This is a genomic window from Robertmurraya sp. FSL W8-0741, assembly GCF_038004005.1.
GTDB classification, from domain to species: domain Bacteria; phylum Bacillota; class Bacilli; order Bacillales; family Cytobacillaceae; genus Robertmurraya; species Robertmurraya siralis.
Window position 1 is genome coordinate 672,204 of the sequence record NZ_JBBOQG010000001.1, and the last position, 20,935, is coordinate 693,138.

19 protein-coding genes are annotated in these 20,935 nt (G+C 40.5%); 15 read left to right on the forward strand and 4 right to left on the reverse strand.

What is annotated here, in order from left to right:
- The first annotated feature begins 99 nt into the window (after positions 1-99).
- The 3 genes from icmF (at position 100) to NST02_RS03325 (ending at position 6,550) form a co-directional block, all read left to right on the forward strand.
- Entirely contained in the window at positions 100-3,360 is a 3,261-nt protein-coding gene (gene icmF / locus NST02_RS03315) for a fused isobutyryl-CoA mutase/GTPase IcmF (protein WP_340947998.1), read from the forward strand.
- A 567-nt stretch (positions 3,361-3,927) separates the two neighbouring features.
- Positions 3,928-4,473, forward strand: coding sequence for a DNA-directed RNA polymerase subunit delta (gene rpoE / locus NST02_RS03320; protein WP_095312135.1), 546 nt, complete (start codon positions 3,928-3,930; stop codon positions 4,471-4,473).
- A 475-nt stretch (positions 4,474-4,948) separates the two neighbouring features.
- On the forward strand, positions 4,949-6,550 hold the full coding sequence (locus tag NST02_RS03325; protein ID WP_095312133.1) for a CTP synthase: 1,602 nt from the start codon (positions 4,949-4,951) through the stop codon (positions 6,548-6,550).
- A 356-nt stretch (positions 6,551-6,906) separates the two neighbouring features.
- On the opposite strand, the gene NST02_RS03330 is transcribed toward NST02_RS03325, so the two are convergent.
- A complete protein-coding gene (locus NST02_RS03330; protein WP_340948003.1) occupies positions 6,907-7,428 on the reverse strand; it encodes a DUF2529 domain-containing protein in 522 nt (173 codons plus the stop codon).
- A gap of 370 nt (positions 7,429-7,798) precedes the next feature.
- On the opposite strand from NST02_RS03330, the gene NST02_RS03335 reads away from it, so the two are divergent.
- From NST02_RS03335 to NST02_RS03370, 8 genes are all read left to right on the forward strand, one after another.
- Positions 7,799-8,170, forward strand: coding sequence for a response regulator (locus NST02_RS03335; RefSeq protein WP_095312129.1), 372 nt, complete (start codon positions 7,799-7,801; stop codon positions 8,168-8,170).
- A gap of 301 nt (positions 8,171-8,471) precedes the next feature.
- A complete protein-coding gene (locus NST02_RS03340) occupies positions 8,472-9,329 on the forward strand; it encodes a class II fructose-bisphosphate aldolase (protein ID WP_095312127.1) in 858 nt (285 codons plus the stop codon).
- A 171-nt stretch (positions 9,330-9,500) separates the two neighbouring features.
- The gene (gene fsa / locus NST02_RS03345; protein WP_095312125.1) at positions 9,501-10,151 is read left to right on the forward strand and encodes a fructose-6-phosphate aldolase; all 651 of its coding nucleotides are present in this window, start codon (positions 9,501-9,503) and stop codon (positions 10,149-10,151) included.
- Positions 10,152-10,377: 226 nt separating this feature from the next.
- Complete coding sequence (locus NST02_RS03350; RefSeq protein WP_095312123.1) at positions 10,378-11,664, forward strand: UDP-N-acetylglucosamine 1-carboxyvinyltransferase; 1,287 nt, start codon at positions 10,378-10,380, stop codon at positions 11,662-11,664.
- 70 nt (positions 11,665-11,734) lie between these two features.
- Complete coding sequence (gene glpX, locus NST02_RS03355; protein ID WP_137743463.1) at positions 11,735-12,697, forward strand: class II fructose-bisphosphatase; 963 nt, start codon at positions 11,735-11,737, stop codon at positions 12,695-12,697.
- A 484-nt stretch (positions 12,698-13,181) separates the two neighbouring features.
- Positions 13,182-14,447: a transcription termination factor Rho gene (rho, locus tag NST02_RS03360; RefSeq protein ID WP_095312256.1), complete on the forward strand. Its 1,266-nt coding sequence runs from the start codon at positions 13,182-13,184 to the stop codon at positions 14,445-14,447.
- 228 nt (positions 14,448-14,675) lie between these two features.
- Entirely contained in the window at positions 14,676-14,888 is a 213-nt protein-coding gene (gene rpmE, locus NST02_RS03365; protein WP_095312119.1) for a 50S ribosomal protein L31, read from the forward strand.
- Positions 14,889-15,084: 196 nt separating this feature from the next.
- On the forward strand, positions 15,085-15,702 hold the full coding sequence (locus NST02_RS03370; RefSeq protein ID WP_137743464.1) for a thymidine kinase: 618 nt from the start codon (positions 15,085-15,087) through the stop codon (positions 15,700-15,702).
- Between the two features lie 454 nt (positions 15,703-16,156).
- Here the strand turns inward: NST02_RS03370 and NST02_RS03375 are convergent, their stop codons facing one another.
- From NST02_RS03375 to NST02_RS03385, 3 genes are read right to left on the reverse strand one after another with little or no spacing between them, the layout of a single operon-like run.
- Complete coding sequence (locus tag NST02_RS03375; protein WP_137743465.1) at positions 16,157-16,438, reverse strand: hypothetical protein; 282 nt, start codon at positions 16,436-16,438, stop codon at positions 16,157-16,159.
- Between the two features lie 9 nt (positions 16,439-16,447).
- The gene (locus NST02_RS03380; RefSeq protein ID WP_095312112.1) at positions 16,448-16,843 is read right to left on the reverse strand and encodes an SHOCT-like domain-containing protein; all 396 of its coding nucleotides are present in this window, start codon (positions 16,841-16,843) and stop codon (positions 16,448-16,450) included.
- 12 nt (positions 16,844-16,855) lie between these two features.
- Positions 16,856-17,221, reverse strand: a complete 366-nt coding sequence (locus NST02_RS03385) for a DUF2089 domain-containing protein (protein ID WP_340948010.1) — start codon at positions 17,219-17,221, stop codon at positions 16,856-16,858.
- A gap of 227 nt (positions 17,222-17,448) precedes the next feature.
- On the opposite strand from NST02_RS03385, the gene NST02_RS03390 reads away from it, so the two are divergent.
- The 4 genes from NST02_RS03390 to spoIIR all read left to right on the forward strand — a co-directional run bounded on the left by NST02_RS03390 (position 17,449) and on the right by spoIIR (position 20,866).
- Positions 17,449-17,847 (forward strand): hypothetical protein, encoded by a 399-nt coding sequence (locus NST02_RS03390; protein WP_095312108.1) that lies wholly within the window; start codon positions 17,449-17,451, stop codon positions 17,845-17,847.
- Positions 17,848-18,055: 208 nt separating this feature from the next.
- Complete coding sequence (prfA, locus tag NST02_RS03395) at positions 18,056-19,129, forward strand: peptide chain release factor 1 (protein ID WP_095312106.1); 1,074 nt, start codon at positions 18,056-18,058, stop codon at positions 19,127-19,129.
- Positions 19,122-19,979, forward strand: coding sequence for a peptide chain release factor N(5)-glutamine methyltransferase (gene prmC / locus NST02_RS03400; protein ID WP_340948015.1), 858 nt, complete (start codon positions 19,122-19,124; stop codon positions 19,977-19,979). The genes prfA and prmC overlap by 8 nt, the downstream gene beginning before the upstream one ends.
- Before the next feature lie 233 nt (positions 19,980-20,212).
- Positions 20,213-20,866, forward strand: coding sequence for a stage II sporulation protein R (spoIIR, locus tag NST02_RS03405; RefSeq protein ID WP_095312102.1), 654 nt, complete (start codon positions 20,213-20,215; stop codon positions 20,864-20,866).
- The last annotated feature ends 69 nt before the right edge of the window (positions 20,867-20,935 follow it).

Below are 20,935 nucleotides of genomic sequence, written 5' to 3' on the forward strand. Positions count from 1 at the left end.
AAACATGAATAAAGGGTGGCTTGAATAATCATCGCAGGAACAATTCGGGCTTTCATTGTTCCGAGGTGTCCTGCGCTTTTCTAACTAAGGGGGAGAAAGATGAGTACGCAGACTATTTATAAGCCGAAAAATCATATCCGTTTTGTGTCTGCTTCCAGCTTGTTTGATGGGCACGATGCCTCAATTAATATTATGCGCCGCATCCTTCAGGCAAGTGGAGCAGAAGTGATTCATCTCGGGCATAATCGTTCTGTGGAAGAAGTGGTAAATGCGGCTATTCAGGAGGATGTCCAAGGGATTGCCATGTCTTCTTATCAAGGTGGGCATGTTGAATATTTTAAGTATATGTACGATCTGTTAAAAGAAAAAGGAGCCTCCCATATTCGTATTTATGGCGGCGGGGGCGGGGTAATTATTCCGCGTGAAATCAAGGAGCTGCATGACTATGGAATTGCGCGAATTTTTTCTCCGGAAGACGGCCGGAAGCTCGGTCTTCAAGGCATGATTAATTTGATGCTGCAGGAATGCGATTTTCCAACGATCGCAGCAGATGTCTCGAACTATATCAACAAGGTGTCGGAAGGAGATGTAGTGGCGACGGCAAAGCTGATTACGTTAGCAGAGCATCAAACAATTGAAGTGGCGACGGCAACTGAAGCAGCTGTATTAGAACAATTAAAATCGATGGATAGACAGGCGCCAGTCCTTGGAATAACAGGAACTGGCGGTGCCGGGAAAAGCTCCTTAACCGATGAATTAATCCGTCGTTTTTTAAATGAGATTCCCGAAAAAAAGGTTGCCATTTTGTCGGTCGATCCTACGAAGCAAAAAACAGGAGGCGCGCTTCTTGGTGACCGTATTCGCATGAATTCCATATTCTCACCACGCGTCTATATGCGGAGCTTAGCAACAAGGGAGTCGAAATCCGAGCTGTCGTTGGCAATTAAGGAAGCGATTGCTGTTGTCAAAGCGGCAGGCTACGATTTAATCGTTGTCGAAACAAGTGGGATTGGTCAAGGAGATGCAGGCATTACGGAGATATGCGATGTCTCGATGTATGTCATGACCAGTGACTTTGGCGCGCCTTCCCAGCTCGAAAAAATTGATATGATTGATTATGCCGATTTAATCGTCATTAACAAATTTGAGCGAAAAGGCTCGGAGGATGCTTTAAAGCAAGTGCAAAAACAATATCAGCGAAGTCGTATGCTCTTTGAAAAAGAGTTGGATGATATGCCGGTCTTTGGAACGATCGCTAGTCAATTTAATGATCAAGGAACGAATGCTCTATTCGCTGCATTAATCGAAACGATTAATGAAAAAATGGCTACGAATTGGGGCACCTCCTTCAGTAAAAATGCGAAAGTTGAAAAGCAAAATATCATCATTCCTAATGAGCGTCGTTACTATTTAAGGGAGATTTCCGACACAGTTCGAAAATATCACCAAACAGCGGAGGAACAAGTGGAGCTGGCAAGAAGGCTATTCCAAATAGAAGGTGCATTGGAGGCATTGAAAGAGAGAGAAGAAAATGCCGAAGCCCTCACTGCTCTCCAACGTTTAAAGGAAGAGGTGGAAAGTAAGCTCACCCCTGAATCAAAAAATATATTAGAAAATTGGGAAGCGACAAAAGAAAAATATGCTGGAGAACAGTTTGTCACAAGAATTCGTGATAAGGAAATCGTGACAGCTTTAAGAACGAAAAGTCTGTCAGGACTTAATATTCCAAAGGTTGCTTTACCGAAATACAAAGATTATGGCGAAATTATCAAATGGGTCTATAAAGAAAATATTCCAGGCAGCTTTCCCTACACTGCCGGGGTTTTCCCTTTTAAACGGGAAGGTGAGGATCCGAAGCGTCAATTTGCCGGAGAAGGGACACCTGAAAGAACAAATCGCCGTTTTCATTATTTGTCAAAGGATGATGCGGCAAAGCGCTTGAGCACGGCTTTCGACTCGGTCACATTATACGGAGAAGACCCTGATTATCGACCGGATATTTATGGGAAAGTTGGGGAAAGCGGTGTCAGTGTTTGTACCCTTGATGACATGAAAAAGTTATATAAAGGCTTTGATCTTTGTCATCCTTCAACCTCAGTATCAATGACGATCAATGGACCTGCACCAATTATTTTGGCGATGTTCATGAACACGGCCATTCAACAGCAGGTAGACAGGAAAGAGGAAGAACTGGGCCGTCCTTTGAGTGAGAAGGAGCTTGAAGATGTAAAAGCTAAAACATTGCAAACGGTGCGGGGAACGGTGCAGGCTGATATCCTTAAGGAAGATCAGGGGCAAAATACATGTATTTTTTCCACGGAGTTTGCCTTAAGAATGATGGGTGATATCCAGCAATATTTTATTGACCATAAAGTTCGTAATTACTATTCTGTTTCTATTTCCGGCTATCATATTGCCGAGGCGGGAGCAAATCCGATTTCGCAGCTCGCATTTACACTGGCCAACGGCCTTACCTATGTGGAGTATTACTTGAGCCGTGGCATGCATATTGATGATTTCGCACCAAACTTATCCTTCTTTTTCTCGAACGGATTGGATCCAGAGTATACGGTAATTGGTCGTGTAGCACGGCGAATTTGGGCGACTGTTATGAAAAATAAGTACGGGGCCAATGAACGTAGTCAAAAGCTTAAATACCATGTACAAACGTCAGGCCGTTCCCTCCATGCCCAAGAAATTGATTTCAATGATATAAGGACGACATTGCAGGCTCTAATGGCTCTCCATGATAACTGTAATTCTCTTCATACAAATGCATATGATGAGGCCATTACGACGCCAACAGAGGAATCGGTAAGACGGGCAATGGCCATCCAAATGATTATTACAAAGGAACACGGATTAACGAAAAACGAGAATCCGCTGCAAGGTTCTTTTATTGTCGAGGAGTTAACGGATTTAGTTGAGGAAGCCGTTTTGCAGGAATTTGAGCGGATGGATGATCGCGGCGGTGTGTTAGGAGCGATGGAGACTCAGTATCAACGAGGGAAAATTCAAGAGGAGTCAATGTTTTACGAAATGAAAAAACATACTGGCGAGCTTCCGATCATTGGCGTCAATACTTATTTAAATCCAAACCCGCCATCAGAAGAGGAATTGGATAATATGGAGCTGGCCCGGGCCTCTAAGGAGGAAAAGGAACTGCAAATCCGGAATTTGCAAGAGTTTCAAAAAAGGAATGAAGATAGAGCAGAGATTGCTTTAAAACGCTTAAAAGAAGTCGCGGTTAGCGGGGGCAATATTTTTGCTGAATTAATGGAAACAGTGAAAGTAGCAAGTCTGGGACAAATTACCCGTTCCCTTTATGAAGTAGGCGGACAATATCGCAGGAACATGTGAGTGATCAGACCAGGGGAAACGGTTTTCTCTGGTCTGAATTATTTTGTTTTCCCAAGTAATGAAGGAAAATAGGACAGGATCTTTACATTTCTTTACAAAATATATTTAGAGGAATTTTCACATTATCAATCATTTTACTTTATAATCAAGATAGTATGCAGATTGGGATGTGAGCGACGTTGAGAAGACGGATTATCATTTTTTTGACATTAAGTGTCATCCTTATGACCCTTGTTTTTTTATATGAGCGGCAGTTGGGTGCTGTTTCTTTTTTCCTATTGGCAATCTTTTTTTTTACGCTTGCCTACGATCAGTTGTCCGATCCGTCAAAGAAGAAAAGGAAACAAAAAATGAAGCAAAAATCACCTTGAGATATTACCTTAAAATAGATGAAGTTACAACTTTTAGAAAAAAGTAACAGATTGACTAACTGAAACTAGCATAAAGGGCTATATTTTGTTTATAATGGAGAATATGCTATTCAGAGTGTCAACAGAAGTAATATCAGTCGTAAGTGCTGATAACTCTAGGTTTACAGTGTTTAGATGGTGAAAGGATGTGCAAATATTGAGTCTTAAACAATTCTCAAAAGAACAATTGCAAGAAATGTCATTAATAGAAATGGCTTACGAATTATTGAATAGTCAGAAGCAGCCAGCTTCATTTAAAGAAATCATGGATGAAATTACGGCAACATTAGGGTTAACGGAAGAAGAAGTACGAGCAAAAATTGCTCAGTTCTATACCGATTTAAATATTGATGGTCGTTTTCTCTCGTTAGGTGAGAACCGCTGGGGACTGCGAGTTTGGTATCCAGTTGATCAATCTGAAGAAGAAGTGATCACACCAACTAAGCCAAAGAAGAAGAAGGCTAAGAAAGTATTGGATGAAGACCTTGAGTTCGAAGAGGATGACGATGAAGACGATATCGATTATGATGATATTCTCGCTGATGAAGATGACGATGATCTACTAGATCTTGACGAAGACGATGAGGACTTCGATGAAGATTTTGAGGATGACGATGATGATCTTCTAACGGCTGATGACGATGAAGACGACTTTGATGATTTAGATGATGATCTGGATGAAGACGAGGAAGAGGATTTATAATCTTGACTTTTTTATAAGAGGCTTGTAGAATCATTTTTGGGCTCCTTAAAAAAGGAACGACAATAGTGATATGATTTACGCTCCCTTACAATAATTTGTAAGTGGGGCGTTTTTATTTTATCTAAAAGGGAGACTCTTTTATTTCCATAGAAGAGTCTCGCGAGCTTTATGAAGAGTAGTCCAAAATAAATAGCTTATCAATTTTTGGCATTCAGCGATAAGAAAAATAAAGATTGAGAAAACTAATGGGTGCAGGTGGTACATCTGATCTTTTCATAGGCAAATTTCTAGATATCTATTACCCCTAACGCAAGCAATATCAAATATATCAACGGTTCACAGGCGATGCGAAAGAGGTTTTATTTTATGAAAAACGGGCAATTTTTAGTTTAAGTATTAAGAACTGTTTTTCATCATTATTTTCGCTTTGTGGATATGCAAGTAGGAAAAATTAATCTAAAGGGGGATTTTTTTGATGACAAAATATATCTTTGTAACTGGTGGAGTGGTGTCATCGCTAGGAAAAGGAATTACTGCTGCTTCACTTGGCAGATTGTTGAAAAACCGAGGCCTGAGCGTGACAATTCAAAAATTCGATCCATATATAAATGTGGATCCTGGAACGATGAGCCCGTACCAACACGGAGAGGTTTTTGTAACGGATGATGGTGCAGAAACGGATCTAGACCTTGGTCATTACGAGCGTTTTGTAGATATTAATGTGACGAAGTTCAGCAATGTAACAACAGGAAAAATTTATTCAACCGTTTTGCAAAAGGAACGTCGTGGCGATTATTTAGGAGGAACTGTACAGGTTATTCCACATATTACGAATGAAATAAAAGATAGAGTGTTCCGTGCCGGTCAAGAAACGAATGCTGATGTCGTGATAACGGAAATCGGGGGAACGGTTGGCGATATCGAATCATTGCCTTTCCTTGAAGCGATCCGCCAAATCAAAAGCGACATCGGACGTGATAACGTCATGTATATCCACTGCACCTTAGTTCCTTATATTAAAGCGGCAGGTGAAATGAAGACAAAACCTACGCAGCATAGCGTGAAAGAGCTGAGGAGCTTAGGAATTCAGCCAAACATCATTGTTGTTCGTACAGAAATGCCAATTGCTGAAGATATGAAAGATAAAATTGCCCTGTTCTGTGATATTGATCCAAGAGCTGTTATTGAATGTCCAGATGCAAGCACTTTATACTCGATTCCTCTTACATTACAAGAGCAGCATATGGATCAAATTGTGTTAGAGCATTTAAAAATTCAAGCTCCAGAGGCAGAAATGACTGAATGGAAAGCATTGGTTGATAAAGTCCTTAACTTGTCAAAAACAACAAAAATTGCCCTTGTTGGGAAATATGTCGAGCTTCAAGACGCATACATTTCTGTGGTCGAAGCATTAAAGCATGCAGGCTATGCCTTTGATGCAGACATTGACATTAAGTGGATTAATTCAGAAGAAGTGAATGCAGACAATGTAAGGGCTCTTCTTCAAGATGCAGACGGTATTCTTGTTCCTGGTGGATTTGGAGACCGTGGCATCGAGGGGAAAATCCTTGCGACGCAGTTTGCTCGTGAAAATAAGATTCCGTTCCTGGGTATTTGCTTAGGAATGCAGCTAGCTTCAGTAGAGTATGCCCGCAATGTTCTTGGTTATACAGATGCACATTCAGCTGAAATAGCTCCAAATACAACGCATCCGATTATCGATTTGCTTCCTGAGCAAAAAGATATTGAAGATTTAGGGGGAACCCTGCGTCTCGGCTTATATCCATGTAAGCTAACTGAAGGATCAAAAGCGCATGCTGCTTATGCTGATGAAGTAATCTACGAACGTCATCGTCATCGTTATGAGTTCAATAATAAATATCGCCAAGAAATGGAAGAGGCTGGTTTCATTTTCTCTGGTACGAGTCCGGACGGACGCTTAGTGGAAATTATTGAATTAGCAGACCACCCTTGGTTCGTGGCTTCTCAATTTCATCCGGAGTTCACATCAAGACCAAATCGTCCACAGCCATTATTTAGAGACTTCGTAGAAGCATCCATGAAAATTAAGAAGTAGGACGAAAGTATTATAATATGAAAATGGCGTATAACTGGATCCAGTTTATACGCCATTTTTTGGTTTGGATAAAGTGCGCGAATGGTTCATATCAGCTTATCTCGGCCGACTCCAAACCGGCGCTTGTGCGAGTATGTGTATTCGGCTGAACAGAAGTATACGGTCGGAGAAGAGGTAAATCGGCGATCATACGTATTGACTGCTACTCGGTACCATCCCGTTCGTTCCGGACGAATGGACTTCGAATTCGGTCTATTCGAGAATACCTGCGTTCGTTCCGGTTGAATCGGCCTCGTTATCGGCAACAATCCGGAAATACTCCGGTCAAATCGGGGCCCCTAATCGAACATGCCCTCCTAGTAGTCTGCCAAAATTTCCTTTAAGGTTAAGGTTAATCCGTAATAGACAAAAAGGGCTGCCATGGAAGCTGGATAGCCGTAACGGCTTCCATCTTCATCAGGGAGCAGGGCCCTTGTTACGTGTAAATTAATATGTACATCAGAGAGTGCGGCAATACACTCCTTCTCATCGTTGGATTTTGTTGCAACGGTGACAAAGGGAATTCTCTGTTCCCGTAACCACTTGGCAACTTTCAGCGTCTCTTCGTCATTGGAATATCTTGAAAAGATAACAACTCGATCTGCTGCAGTGACTTCCTGCTCATGACCTTCCAAAGGCTTAGCATTCTTTAACGGTTCGCTGCTATGAAATGCTTCGGCTAATATAGCTGCCATTTCCTGCTTTCCATACAGGTAAATGAGCCCGTCTCCGACCGCGGCTTGTGCGAGCAATCTCGCTCCATCTTCGAATGAAAATTCTTCCTTTTCATGTATTCGATTAAATAAACCCGTTAATTGGGTGGAAAACATTTTTAACATCGTAAAACCTCCTCGTCTAGATTATAATCAAGCTTTTTGGAAAAAGGCAAAATAATGATTTATTATGCAGGAATCTGAATGGAAGAAATAGAATTTAATGAGGTGGAAGGATTATCAACATTTTCCATCAATAGTCAGGCAATATCTTAAAAAGAATTTGCCCACTTCTCTTATTGGTTTCTTTCTCTTACATCAGGGGAAAAGAACTGAACACAGAATGTCTTTCAGAATGGTGTTAAAAAATTTGGAAAAAGGAATGAACTATTCCTCTATTATTTGTTTTTATCAACTTGAGCCATGCTGAAATTCATATACATAAATTGTCACAACAGCATCAAAGTAGATTCTAAATTGAGGAAGAGGTGGTTTTATGAAAGGGAAGATTTTAATTGTTGATGATCAGTTTGGCATTCGTATTCTGCTAAATGAGGTGTTGCAAAAAGAAGGTTACGAAACCCATCAGGCGGCGAATGGAGTACAGGCTTTAGATATTGTGGCAAATAACTGCCCAGACCTTGTGTTACTTGATATGAAAATTCCAGGGATGGATGGAATTGAGATTCTTAAAAGAATGAAGCTCATGAATAATGAAATTCGAGTCATTATTATGACTGCATATGGAGAATTGGATATGATCCAAGAGGCTAAAAATTTGGGTGCTTTAGCTCATTTTGCCAAGCCGTTTGACATTGATGATATTCGTGAAGCCGTAAAAAAATATATTTCTGTTGCGGAAGAGTAAAATGATATTAAATTTTTATGAACAATACTGTTTTGGAATGGGTGCTTGCTGCAATAAGATTTCTTTGTTTTGAGCGCTCAAAGACAACGGTTTCAATTGCTTTGATAGTTTTTTGTCTTTTACATATTTTTGCCTTTGTCCACAATCTGCATAGCTTTTCTTGAGCATATTTGGTAGAATGTTTTACAGGGTCATTCTTCACAATGCTTGAATGATAAGTACATAACCGGGATTTATAAAGGGAAAACTCTTAAAGAATTCAGCTGTTGGGAGAATAGATCATGTAAAAGGAGGAAGAAAAATGCCTTTAGTTTCAATGAAGGAAATGCTTATTCAAGCAAAAGAGGGCGGCTATGCTGTCGGCCAATTTAACCTTAATAATCTAGAGTTTACACAAGCGATTTTACAAGCTGCTGAGGAGGAGAAATCTCCAGTAATTCTTGGCGTATCTGAGGGTGCAGGTCGTTATATGGGAGGCTTTAAAACTGTTGTTAAAATGGTTGAAGGGCTTTTAGAAGACTATAAAATTACAATTCCAGTGGCGATTCATTTAGATCACGGGTCAAGCTTTGATAAATGTAAGGAAGCGATTGATGCAGGTTTTACTTCTGTAATGATCGACGCTTCACATCACCCTTTTGAAGAGAATGTTGAAACAACGAAAAAAGTAGTTGAATATGCACATTCAAAAGGTGTTTCTGTAGAGGCTGAGCTTGGCACAGTTGGCGGTCAAGAGGATGATGTCGTGGCAGACGGCGTTATTTATGCTGATCCAAAAGAGTGCGAAGAACTAGTGAAGCTAACAGGCATTGACTGCCTTGCTCCAGCATTAGGTTCCGTTCATGGACCTTACAAAGGAGAACCTAATCTTGGCTTTAAAGAAATGGAGGAAATCGGCAAAGCAACAGGCCTGCCTCTAGTTCTTCATGGCGGAACTGGTATTCCAACAAAGGATATTCAAAGGGCAGTATCTTTAGGAACAGCCAAAATTAACGTAAATACTGAAAACCAAATTGCATCTGCGAAAAAAGTACGTGAAGTGCTTGCGGCAGACACTGAAGTGTACGATCCGCGTAAATATCTTGGACCAGCACGTGAAGCAATTAAAGAAACGGTTATTGGCAAAATGCGTGAATTTGGTTCTTCAGGAAAAGCGTAATATTTCCAAAACAATGAACATGTCGACATAAAACCGCCTTTTCCCTTAAGGCGGTTTTAATTTCATTATTCTTGAATTTGCCTCTTATTTTGGGAGGATATGCTCTTTTGCTTAATTGAGTCAATAGTAGTGCTTGATAGCATACATATAATGAAAAAGGAGAAATGGACGATGAAATTTTTTATTGATACGGCAAATATAGAAGAAATTAAAGAAGCTTTTTCCCTTGGTATTATCGCTGGTGTGACAACAAACCCATCGCTTGTAGCAAAAGAGAAAAATGTTACATTCGAGGAACGCCTTCGTGAAATTACTGCTCTCGTTCCAGGGTCCGTTAGTGCAGAGGTTATCTCGCTTGAGGCAGAAGGAATGATCCGCGAAGGGCGTGAACTGGCAAAAATAGCACCAAACATCACGATCAAAGTGCCGATGACACCGGAAGGTTTAAAAGCAGTATCTGTTTTTTCGAAAGAAGGAATTAAAACGAATGTGACATTGATATTTAGTGCTAATCAAGCTTTGTTAGCAGCTCGTGCTGGAGCTTCTTACGTTTCGCCATTTCTCGGAAGACTTGATGATATCGGTCATAATGGCTTAGAGCTTATTTCCACTATTTCTGAAATCTTCGCTATCCACGATATTGAAACTGAAATTATTGCAGCATCTATTAGACATCCACAACATGTAACAGAGGCAGCTTTACGAGGTGCCCATATCGCAACTATTCCCTATAAGGTAATTCTGCAACTGTGCAATCATCCTTTAACGGATAAAGGAATTGAGGCATTTTTAGCAGATTGGAAAAATCGAGAAACAACATAATACATGTATTTTTTACAAACATAGGCGAGGTGCCAAGCTCTACATTTATGGTAAAGTGGTTAATGAAATAATCATTTTAAAAACAACGAATGTATTTGCTTGAACATGTCTATATTGCTAAATAAGCGAGTAGATTGGTTGACCCATATTCTTTCATCATCAAAGTCGTGATGTTTGGAGGAAGCTACCTGTAAATGACAACATCATACTTAGAAGGGAGTCAGAGATGGATAAGCTCAAAATTGCAGGCGGTTACCCTTTAACAGGGACAGTGCGGATAAGCGGTGCCAAAAACAGCGCTGTGGCTCTTATCCCGGCGACTATATTAGCCGATTCACCTGTTACGATTGAAGGTTTGCCGGAGATTTCTGATGTCGAGTTACTGAAAAGTCTTCTAGAGGAGATTGGTGGATCTGTGCAGTTTTCTAATCATGAAATGACCGTAGATCCTTCTTCAATGATTTCCATGCCATTGCCGAATGGGAAAGTGAAAAAGCTTCGGGCCTCCTATTATTTAATGGGAGCGATGCTCGGACGCTTTAAGAAGGCCGTCATCGGTTTGCCAGGAGGATGCCATTTAGGCCCGAGACCGATTGACCAGCATATAAAAGGTTTTGAAGCATTGGGTGCGAGTGTAACAAACGAGCAGGGAGCCATTTATTTGCGTGCCGACGAATTAGTTGGTGCTAGAATTTATTTAGATGTGGTCAGTGTTGGAGCGACCATCAATATTATGCTTGCAGCTGTCCGCGCAAAAGGACGTACGATTATTGAAAATGCAGCGAAAGAACCTGAAATTATTGATGTCGCCACCCTTTTAACGAATATGGGCGCTAAGATTAAGGGAGCAGGTACAGATGTCATCCGTATCGACGGTGTTGATGAGCTTCATGGCTGCAGACATACGATCATTCCTGATCGGATCGAGGCGGGCACATATTTGATTTTAGGTGCAGCGGTGGGTGAAGGAATTCTTATCGATAACATTATCCCTCAACACCTTGAATCATTAATTGCCAAATTGAGGGAAATGGGCGTTCCGATTGAGACGAAGGATGATCAGGTCTTTGTTGGAAAAGCGGATATTTTTAAAGCGGTAGATATAAAAACGCTTGTATATCCAGGGTTTCCAACTGACCTGCAGCAGCCTTTTACCTCATTGTTAACAAAGGCAGAAGGAACGAGCGTTGTCACGGATACGATTTATGGTGCCCGCTTTAAGCATATTGATGAGTTGCGAAGAATGAATGCTAATATTAAGGTGGAGGGGCGTTCGGCAATTGTTAGCGGTCCGGTCAAACTTCAAGGAGCTAAAGTAAAGGCAAGTGACCTGCGTGCAGGGGCGTCTTTAATAATAGCTGGATTAATTGCAGAAGGGGTCACCGAAATTACTGGAGTCGACCATATAGATAGAGGCTATAGTCATCTAGTTGAAAAGCTCGAAGGCTTAGGAGCAACAATTTGGAGAGAGCAGCTTTCGAAAGAAGAGATGGAGCAAATGAAACAAGCTTAAACAAACTAGAAATGGCAGATTGTTACTTCAGTCGTTCATATGCTGGAGGATAGTTGGGGGAGGAAGACCGATGGAAAGAAGTTTATCAATGGAATTGGTTCGTGTCACAGAGGCGGCTGCATTGTCATCTGCTCGTTGGATGGGTAGAGGAAAAAAGGACGAAGCTGATGATGCTGCGACAACAGCGATGAGAGATGTTTTTAACACGATCCCGATGAGAGGTACAGTCGTAATCGGTGAAGGTGAAATGGACGAAGCGCCGATGCTTTATATTGGTGAACAGCTAGGAACTGGAAACGGACCTGAAGTGGATGTTGCTGTCGATCCTCTGGAAGGGACGAATATTGTCGCTTCAGGAGGATGGAATGCGCTGGCAGTAATTGCAATTGCTGACCGGGGCAACCTGCTTCATGCTCCAGACATGTATATGGACAAAATTGCTGTGGGTCCGGAATCTGTCGGTCAAGTTGATATTAATGCTTCTGTCACTGATAATTTAAGAGCGGTTGCAAAAGCTAAAAATAAAGATATCGAGGATGTTGTGGCAACGGTATTGAATCGTCCGCGCCATGCCAAAATCATTGAAGAGATCCGTGAAGCTGGTGCGCGTATTAAATTAATTAATGATGGAGACGTTGCTGGTGCGTATAATACGGCATTTAATCGGACGGGGGTAGACATTTTATTCGGCACAGGTGGAGCCCCGGAGGGAGTGCTTGCAGCAGTCGCCTTAAAATGCTTAGGTGGTGAACTTCAAGGAAGACTTCTTCCTCAGGACGATGCAGAATTAGAACGATGCAAGAAGATGGGGATCGAGGTGAATAAGGTGCTGCGGATGGATGACCTTGTGAAGGGGGATGATGCCATCTTTGCAGCAACTGGTATTACAGACGGTGAACTACTGAAAGGTGTGCAATACAATGGGGCATACGGTTCTACTCACTCAATCGTCATGAGAGCCAAGTCGGGAACAGTACGCTTTGTTGAGGGTCGCCACAGCCTTAAAAAGAAACCTCATTTAGTGATAAAATAACCTATTCACGCTCTGGCTCCTCCCATATTTGAGCCAGAGCTGCAACCTAGAATAACGAGAGATCAAAACAAAGGTTTAAGAAAGTTGAGGTCAACAGGAAGACATCAACTCCTTCCAAAACAAAAAACCTTCCTAACATGACAACCAAATTAAAAATTTATATTGATTACTATTTATAAAACAGGGTAAAATAAAAATTGTTTTTTATTGAAGTCAAGTTCTCACAATTTAGGCGAAGTATATAAAACGATATTTATACGTTCGTTTTCCCAATCGGGATTTTCCAAACCAAGGCATTTTTCTGATCGATGAAATTGACTGAAAATAAGTGAATTTATCTCTTCTCATGCTTCTTATAGCCTCAAAATGAATTCTTTCCTTATTTTTTAGCGAAGTCCCGTGATCAATAAATAAAAAATAGTTCGTCAAACTAGAGGCTCAAGATAAAAAATCCAATTTATAAAAATTAAAGAGTGGTGTAATGATGGAATTAACAATTTCAGGCTTAGAAAATATGAAGCTAAAAGAACTCTATGAACTTGCAAAAACTTATAGAGTATCTTACTACAGTAAACTAACAAAAAAAGAACTAATATTTGCCATCCTCAAAGCACGTGCAGAGCAGGAAGGTTATTTCTTCATGGAGGGAGTACTTGAGATTATTCAATCTGAAGGATTCGGTTTCCTGCGCCCGATAAACTATTCCCCTAGCTCAGAAGATATTTATATTTCTGCATCGCAAATTAGAAGATTTGATTTAAGAAACGGTGATAAAGTTTCAGGTAAGGTTCGCCCTCCTAAAGAAAATGAGCGTTATTTCGGCCTTCTTCATGTTGAAGCAGTGAATGGAGATGACCCAGAATCAGCGAAAGAACGTGTTCATTTCCCGGCCTTAACTCCACTCTATCCAGATAGACAAATGAAGCTTGAAACAACACCGAAGCACATGTCTACGAGAATTATGGATTTAATCGCACCAGTTGGATTTGGACAGCGCGGTTTAATCGTGGCGCCGCCAAAGGCAGGTAAAACAGTGCTATTAAAACAAATTGCCAATAGTATCACCACGAATCATCCTGAAGCGGAGTTAATCGTTCTTCTCATTGACGAACGTCCGGAAGAAGTAACAGATATTGAGCGTTCTGTCGCAGGTGATGTTGTCAGCTCGACCTTTGATGAAGTTCCTGAGAACCATATTAAAGTTGCAGAGCTCGTCCTTGAAAGAGCAATGAGGCTTGTTGAGCATAAAAGAGATGTTATTATCTTAATGGATAGCATTACACGTCTTGCCCGTGCCTATAATCTTGTCATCCCGCCGAGTGGACGAACTCTCTCCGGAGGAATTGATCCTGCTGCATTTCATCGACCAAAGCGTTTCTTTGGGGCAGCCCGAAATATTGAAGAGGGCGGCAGCTTGACGATTTTAGCGACAGCTCTTGTCGATACAGGATCCCGTATGGATGATGTTATTTACGAAGAATTTAAAGGGACAGGGAATCTTGAGCTTCACCTTGATCGCGGCCTTGCCGAGAGAAGGATTTTCCCTGCGATTGATATTCGTCGTTCTGGTACACGTAAAGAAGAACTACTTATTCCGAAGGATCATTTAGATAAGCTGTGGGCAATCCGTAAATCAATGACGGATAGTCCAGATTTTGTGGATAAATTTTTACGTAAGCTTAAATCAACAAAATCGAATGAAGAGTTCTTTGCCAAGCTTGATGAGGAGATTAAAGCGAAGCGATCTTAAATTCTTAAGCTAATTTTAAGCATTTTCCTGAAAAAATGCATATCTTTTAAAGGGAGGTTGGCATAAGACAAAATCTATATGGTGTGAAAAAATTCTCATATTGCAAAACAGATCTCTCGCTGTTATAATAGATTTTGTGCGTTTATGATTTTTAGACAGCATGGCCATACTATGCTGTATATGATAACTCTGTTTCGAAAGATTCAGGGCGGAAGGAGATGAAAAGGAATGAAATCAGGAATTCATCCAAATTATAAAAAAGCAACGGTGAAATGTGCTTGCGGTAACGAGTTTGAAACAGGTTCTGTTCAAGAAGAAATCCGTGTTGAAACTTGTTCTGAGTGCCATCCATTCTATACTGGACGTCAAAAATTCGCTGAAGCTGGCGGACGTGTTGACCGTTTCAATAAGAAATATGGCCTTAAATCACAACAACAATAATCAATCATTAAACAGGCAGAACCTTTGCCTGTTTTTTATTTCAATTTTGCCAAATTTCCAAGGATTTATATCGATCATTTTTACATAGATTGAGTCCAAGTCATTGTGCAAGTGGAAAGGAAGCTTCTCCTAGTTGAAGCTAGAACATGGTGACATTGGTTCGAATCGTATGTATCATGGAAGGAGAGACCTGTACATGTATGTAGTAAATCATCACGGCTGGGTGGAAGTAGTGTGCGGAAGCATGTTTTCTGGTAAATCGGAGGAACTGATTCGCCGCGTTCGTAGGGCTGAATACGCGAAACAGAAAGTGGTTGTTTTTAAGCCGAAAATTGATAACCGCTATAGCAGCGATGCTGTTGTCTCTCATAATGGTACATCATTCAATGCTATTCCAATCGCTCATTCAACAGATATTTTTAAATATATTGAATCAAATGAAGAGATAGTGGCCATCGATGAAGTTCAATTTTTTGATTCAGAGATCGTGAGCGTTATTCAGCATTTAGCAGATAGTGGCCATCGTGTCATTGCTGCGGGGCTTGATCAGGATTTCCGCGGCGAGCCTTTCGGGCAAATGCCAAATATAATGGCGATTGCAGAATCGGTCACAAAGCTTCAAGCAGTTTGCACAGTGTGCGGTTCGCCGGCTAGTCGCACACAACGTTTAATTAACGGCAGTCCTGCTTCCTATGATGATCCTATTATTTTAGTAGGAGCAGCAGAAGCATATGAGGCCCGTTGTCGCCATCATCATGAAGTTCCAAAGTCGCCGAACGTGCTAGCAAAAAAAAACATATCTAAGTCAGTTTGACGTAGTGCGGCAACTATTTGAAGAGATCTTTTAACTATAGCAGGTAAAGGAAATGGCGTGTGTTTCTTTCCTTGTTTTTTATTTTTCGCAGGAAATCTGCTTTCCGAATTATTACGAAGGCGCTCTGTGCTTTTGTTTTGTTGAGAAGATTATGGAAAAGGTAAGAAAGCCACTTGTAGGCGATGCGAACGTTTGCTGCCATGAATTTAAAGAAGATGATCACTTGGACATGTCAACCTGCTTTTAAAAGAATCATTTTGGGGGGCCTTGACTCCGGGTGAATTTGCCGGAACAGGTGGGATCCCACGGGAGCGCCTGCGACCGAGGCCCACGCTTGTCTTCCGCAGTAAATTTAACCATAAAAAACACCCCGTAAATTAGAATGGTGTCTAACTTTACGGGGCACATCAGTCCCGCTGCCTTTTGTTGGTGAAAAACCACTGTCCGTTGCTGATTATAATCTTATATGAACCTCCGTACCGTCCTTATCTTTAATATCCACGAGAACAAGGCCCTTATAATTTTTTAACTCTCTGATGATTGGCTTAAGCATTTCTTTTTCAATTGGTGGAAGGGTATAGTCCATTTTTTTTCTTTCAAAGTGTTCTTTTGTCCGCTTGCTAAGCTGTTGTTGAACCAATTTTGAAGATAAAATCGAGATGCCGATGTCTAATATAGCATACGGAATGGGGATGGAAAAATGGATGTCCTTTGTTTTCACTTTTAAATGTATCATAATCACTCACTATTCAATGATGACAGAAACGGTATCGCCGTTTGCTGACTTCACATCAACAATGGGGCCATCCAATTCATTTTCAATTGCATCAATAATAAGATTTATATCAATATCCTTTATATATTTCTCGGACTCAGGGATGCTTGCCGCGATGCTGTGACCGGCCATTAAAACGACCTTAACAAGCTTTAGGGGCAAATTGACTGTTACATTATCGTTATCCGTTGATTGAATTCGAACTTTGAGCATTTTGTCTAAGTAATTGTTCGTTTTTGGTTTTTCAACAAACAACTCTGTAGATTCTTCTTTGTCCTGTAAAATTTGAATCAGTTCTGCCCCCTTATCGGCATCAATTTTTCCATCTTGAACCATTGTTAATATTTTGGCAATTTCCTCTCTCATCGCTCATTCCTCCTATTCTTCTTTTAACAGCTTAATGGCTTCTTCTGCAGTAATTTCTCCATTTTCTAACATCGTTACAACTTTCTTCTGATCTACTTCATTTTTCTTCTTTGATTCATATCCAAGTGCCGAAATGATATCGGTTAATTTCCCGCGAACGGTTGGATAAGAGATCCCCAGTTCTTTTTCAACTTCTTTGATATTTCCTCGGCATGTTAAAAATATCTCAACAAAATGAAGCTGTTCTTTTGACAATGAAGCTAGTTTAGACAATTCAAATTCATTCTCAATGGTTGTATGACAATGGGAGCAGTGTAGCTTTGTAACCTTCAATGTTTTACTGCAGACAGGACAGTTTGTAATGATTTTATAAGTCATTATTAAAACCCTTTCCTTTGTTTGTTTTGATTATATATCAAATAATTTAAATAGTAAATAATAAAAATTGATATTTTTAATAAAATTAATTAATTATTTTTATTTTAAATTAAAAATATTGATTTTTATAAAAACATATCGCGATTAAACAAAAAGGAAATAACTTCTTCTGCACATTTTCGAAAATTGGGCATTCTAAAAAGAGAATAGTGAAGGATGTGAGATGAATGAAGAAATTTTCGTTGCTTGTCTTTCTTTTCTGCTTAACGGCCTGTAATGGCGCACTGCAAAATGAACTGGTTGAAGATAAAAATCCGACCGAAACGAATGTAATGAATCGTGAACTTCCTGGAAGGACAATGTCTGACCAAAATCCGAATTTAATTCATACAGGTTCAGAACGTAATCAAGGAACGGATATCGAGCATGCGAAAAAGGTCATTTCTGATACTGGTGAATTCACTCCTGATTCTGTTTGGATTAACGGCAATGATTTATGGGTAACGGCTCATACAGATAAAAATCTTTCCGCAAAGGAAAAAATGGAGGCGCAGGCTAAACTCCATAAAATTTTGATTGCCGCACTCCCTAGTTATGATATCGAAGTCAAGGTTAATGAGGATTAATGAAAAGCATGCTCAAACTTGGGCATGTTTTTTTCTGTTTGGTTTTGACGATGTTTTACCTCTATACTATAATTAGAATGTTATGGGTATTTGATGGAGTCCACAAATCAATAATTGAAAACTAATGATAAAATGCCAATTAGTAAAGTTTTTATAAATGAATGGATGTCAAACCCTTTATAAGGGAAATAAACCTGAGGTGAAACACATGTTTGATCGATTACAAGCGGTAGAAGACCGTTATGAGAAGTTAAATGAACTACTGAGCGATCCGGAAATTGTTAATGATCCGAAGAAATTACGAGAGTACTCTAAGGAACAGTCAGATATTCAAGAAACAGTCGACGTTTACCGCGAATATAAAGAGGTGCGCTCGCAATTTCAAGATGCAAAAGCGATGCTTGAGGAAAAGCTCGATCCTGAAATGCGTGAAATGGTAAAGGAAGAGCTTAGTGAACTAGAAGAAAGGGTGGAAGAGCTTGAAGCTCGTTTAAAGATTCTTCTGATTCCTAAAGATCCAAATGATGATAAGAACGTAATAATGGAAATTCGTGGGGCTGCTGGTGGCGATGAGGCTGCCTTGTTTGCAGGAGATCTTTATCGCATGTACAGCCGTTTTGCAGAAGCACAGGGCTGGAAAATAGAAGTAATTGAATCCAGCTCCACTGGTGTAGGCGGATTTAAAGAAATTATCTTTATGATCAATGGAAATGGTGCTTATTCAAAGCTTAAATTTGAAAATGGAGCACATCGTGTTCAGCGTGTTCCTGAGACTGAATCTGGTGGACGTATTCATACTTCTACAGCGACAGTAGTTGTTTTGCCAGAAGCAGAAGATGTTGAAGTTGAAATCCATGATAAAGATATTCGCTTTGACACATACGCTTCTTCTGGTGCGGGTGGACAGAGCGTCAACACGACCATGTCGGCTGTACGTTTAACCCATATTCCTACCGGCATTGTTGTTACTTGTCAGGATGAAAAGTCCCAGCATAAAAACAGGGATAAGGCAATGAAAGTATTGCGTGCTCGCGTATACGATAAATTTCAACAAGAAGCGCAAGCAGAATATGACCAAAATCGGAAATCTGCTGTTGGAACAGGCGATCGTTCAGAGCGCATTCGCACATACAACTTCCCGCAAAATCGTGTGACAGATCATCGTATCGGATTAACCATTCAAAAGCTCGATCAAATTTTGCAAGGGAAATTGGATGAAATTATTGACGCTTTAATTCTAGAAGATCAGTCCGCAAAATTGGAAAGTGCTTCAGATGTGTAAGAAAGTGTTCGAAGCCCTCAAGTGGGCTTCTTCTTTTTTAACGGAACGGGGTCGCGATGAAAATGCGGGGGAATTATTGCTTCGTCATTATATGGGTACGAGCCGAGCAAAATTGTTTGCGAGCTTCCGTGATGAGCTTCCGCAGGACGTTTGGCTAGCTTTTGCAAAGGCAGTCCATCAACATGGTGAAGGGGAGCCGATACAATATTTAATCGGATACGAGGAATTTTACGGTCGAACTTTTTCAGTTAATAGAGAAGTTCTTATTCCAAGACCAGAAACGGAAGAGCTTGTCTATCATGCTCTACAGCGGATAAAGGAAAAGTTTGGGGATAAGGCCGCTTCTCTTGTGGACATCGGGACGGGCAGTGGGGCTATAGCGATAACGATGAAGCTGGAAAGGGAAAACCTCATCGTCACAGCGACAGATATTGCCAGGGAATCTCTTGAGGTAGCGAAGCAAAATGCAACTGAGCTAGGAGCGGAGATTTCTTTTGTTGAAGGCGATTTACTAACACCTTTCATGGAAAAAGGGCAAAAATTTGATGTTCTTCTTTCGAATCCCCCCTATATTCCTGAAGGGGATCGGGAAACGATGTCGGTAGTAGTTACAGAGCACGAGCCACATCGAGCTCTTTTTGCAGGGAACGATGGGCTTGACATTTATCGCCGCTTACTGGAGCAATTGCCATTTGTTATGAATGAAAAGGCAATGATTGCTTTTGAAGTTGGGGCTGGGCAAGGTGAGCTTGTGGCGCAATTGGTGCAGGATGCCTTTTCGCAGGCAAGCGTTGAAATTATCCATGATATTAATGGCAAGGATCGCATGGTGTTTGCTGAATGGGGATGACGAGAAGGACTTCTTAGGAAGCCCTTTTTTGTTTGACCGATAAAACGGGATGAAGACCGATATATTGATTTTAAGGCCGATATAATTTGATAAAGACCGATATAACACAATGAAGGCCGATATATTTAATTAAAGACCGAAATCGGAAAAACACGACTGGTAAAAAATTTTAATTTTAATAGTTTAAGATTCTCAACTCCTGTCCACACTGTGTGGTGAAGGGGTGGTCAAACATGAAAGCCAAAACAGTAGCAATGGCATATATTTTAATTCTGTCAATTGGAACAATTTTTAGTTTATATATTCCTAAAAATGAAGTAACTGCGAATGACTTAGTTGTGATTCCGAATGAAGCGATTCGGTTGCGTATTTTAGCAAATAGTGATCATGAAAAAGATCAAGAGATGAAAAGAAAAGTCCGCGATGCCATTAATGCAGAAATTACAGCATGGGTGGAGGATTTAACTTCTGTAGAAGCAGCACGCAGATTAATAGAGTCAAGAATGCCGGACATTCAAAAGATTGCAGAAAACGTAGTACGTGATAACGGCAGCACCGATAAAGTGGAAGCTGCTTACGATAAAAAAGTCGAATTTCCAACAAAGCTATACGGTGAGTTTCTCTATCCAGCAGGTGAATACGAGGCAATTCTTGTTACGATTGGAGAAGGGCAAGGTGCGAACTGGTGGTGTGTTCTTTTTCCCCCGCTATGCTTCCTTGATTTTTCCAACAGTGTAGCAGTAAGTGAAGGGATAGACGAAGAATCGGTGGAAGTCGAACAAGAGAATCAAGAGAATCAAGAGGAGCCGCTTTTCGTCGAGGATGAAGAAGAAGAAGTGAAAGTAAAGTTCTTCCTAGTAGAAATTTTTGAAAAGATCTTTGGATAATAGGATTCGGATCTTCTGATTACGTACAGAAAATGCAAATGAACGTAGTACAATGTATTCTAGCAAAAA

What these genes read in the sequence shown, in the direction of transcription:
- rho (WP_095312256.1), top strand. Translation starts at nt 13,182, where the DNA reads ATGGAATTAACAATTTCAGGCTTAGAAAATATGAAGCTAAAAGAACTC.
- rpmE (WP_095312119.1), top strand. Translation starts at nt 14,676, where the DNA reads ATGAAATCAGGAATTCATCCAAATTATAAAAAAGCAACGGTGAAATGT.
- NST02_RS03390 (WP_095312108.1), top strand. Translation starts at nt 17,449, where the DNA reads ATGAAGAAATTTTCGTTGCTTGTCTTTCTTTTCTGCTTAACGGCCTGT.
- NST02_RS03350 (WP_095312123.1), top strand. Translation starts at nt 10,378, where the DNA reads ATGGATAAGCTCAAAATTGCAGGCGGTTACCCTTTAACAGGGACAGTG.
- fsa (WP_095312125.1), top strand. Translation starts at nt 9,501, where the DNA reads ATGAAATTTTTTATTGATACGGCAAATATAGAAGAAATTAAAGAAGCT.
- glpX (WP_137743463.1), top strand. Translation starts at nt 11,735, where the DNA reads ATGGAAAGAAGTTTATCAATGGAATTGGTTCGTGTCACAGAGGCGGCT.
- icmF (WP_340947998.1), top strand. Translation starts at nt 100, where the DNA reads ATGAGTACGCAGACTATTTATAAGCCGAAAAATCATATCCGTTTTGTG.
- NST02_RS03325 (WP_095312133.1), top strand. Translation starts at nt 4,949, where the DNA reads ATGACAAAATATATCTTTGTAACTGGTGGAGTGGTGTCATCGCTAGGA.
- prmC (WP_340948015.1), top strand. Translation starts at nt 19,122, where the DNA reads ATGTGTAAGAAAGTGTTCGAAGCCCTCAAGTGGGCTTCTTCTTTTTTA.
- NST02_RS03330 (WP_340948003.1), bottom strand. Translation starts at nt 7,428, where the DNA reads ATGTTAAAAATGTTTTCCACCCAATTAACGGGTTTATTTAATCGAATA.
- NST02_RS03385 (WP_340948010.1), bottom strand. Translation starts at nt 17,221, where the DNA reads ATGACTTATAAAATCATTACAAACTGTCCTGTCTGCAGTAAAACATTG.
- prfA (WP_095312106.1), top strand. Translation starts at nt 18,056, where the DNA reads ATGTTTGATCGATTACAAGCGGTAGAAGACCGTTATGAGAAGTTAAAT.
- NST02_RS03340 (WP_095312127.1), top strand. Translation starts at nt 8,472, where the DNA reads ATGCCTTTAGTTTCAATGAAGGAAATGCTTATTCAAGCAAAAGAGGGC.
- spoIIR (WP_095312102.1), top strand. Translation starts at nt 20,213, where the DNA reads ATGAAAGCCAAAACAGTAGCAATGGCATATATTTTAATTCTGTCAATT.
- NST02_RS03335 (WP_095312129.1), top strand. Translation starts at nt 7,799, where the DNA reads ATGAAAGGGAAGATTTTAATTGTTGATGATCAGTTTGGCATTCGTATT.
- NST02_RS03380 (WP_095312112.1), bottom strand. Translation starts at nt 16,843, where the DNA reads ATGAGAGAGGAAATTGCCAAAATATTAACAATGGTTCAAGATGGAAAA.
- NST02_RS03370 (WP_137743464.1), top strand. Translation starts at nt 15,085, where the DNA reads ATGTATGTAGTAAATCATCACGGCTGGGTGGAAGTAGTGTGCGGAAGC.
- NST02_RS03375 (WP_137743465.1), bottom strand. Translation starts at nt 16,438, where the DNA reads ATGATACATTTAAAAGTGAAAACAAAGGACATCCATTTTTCCATCCCC.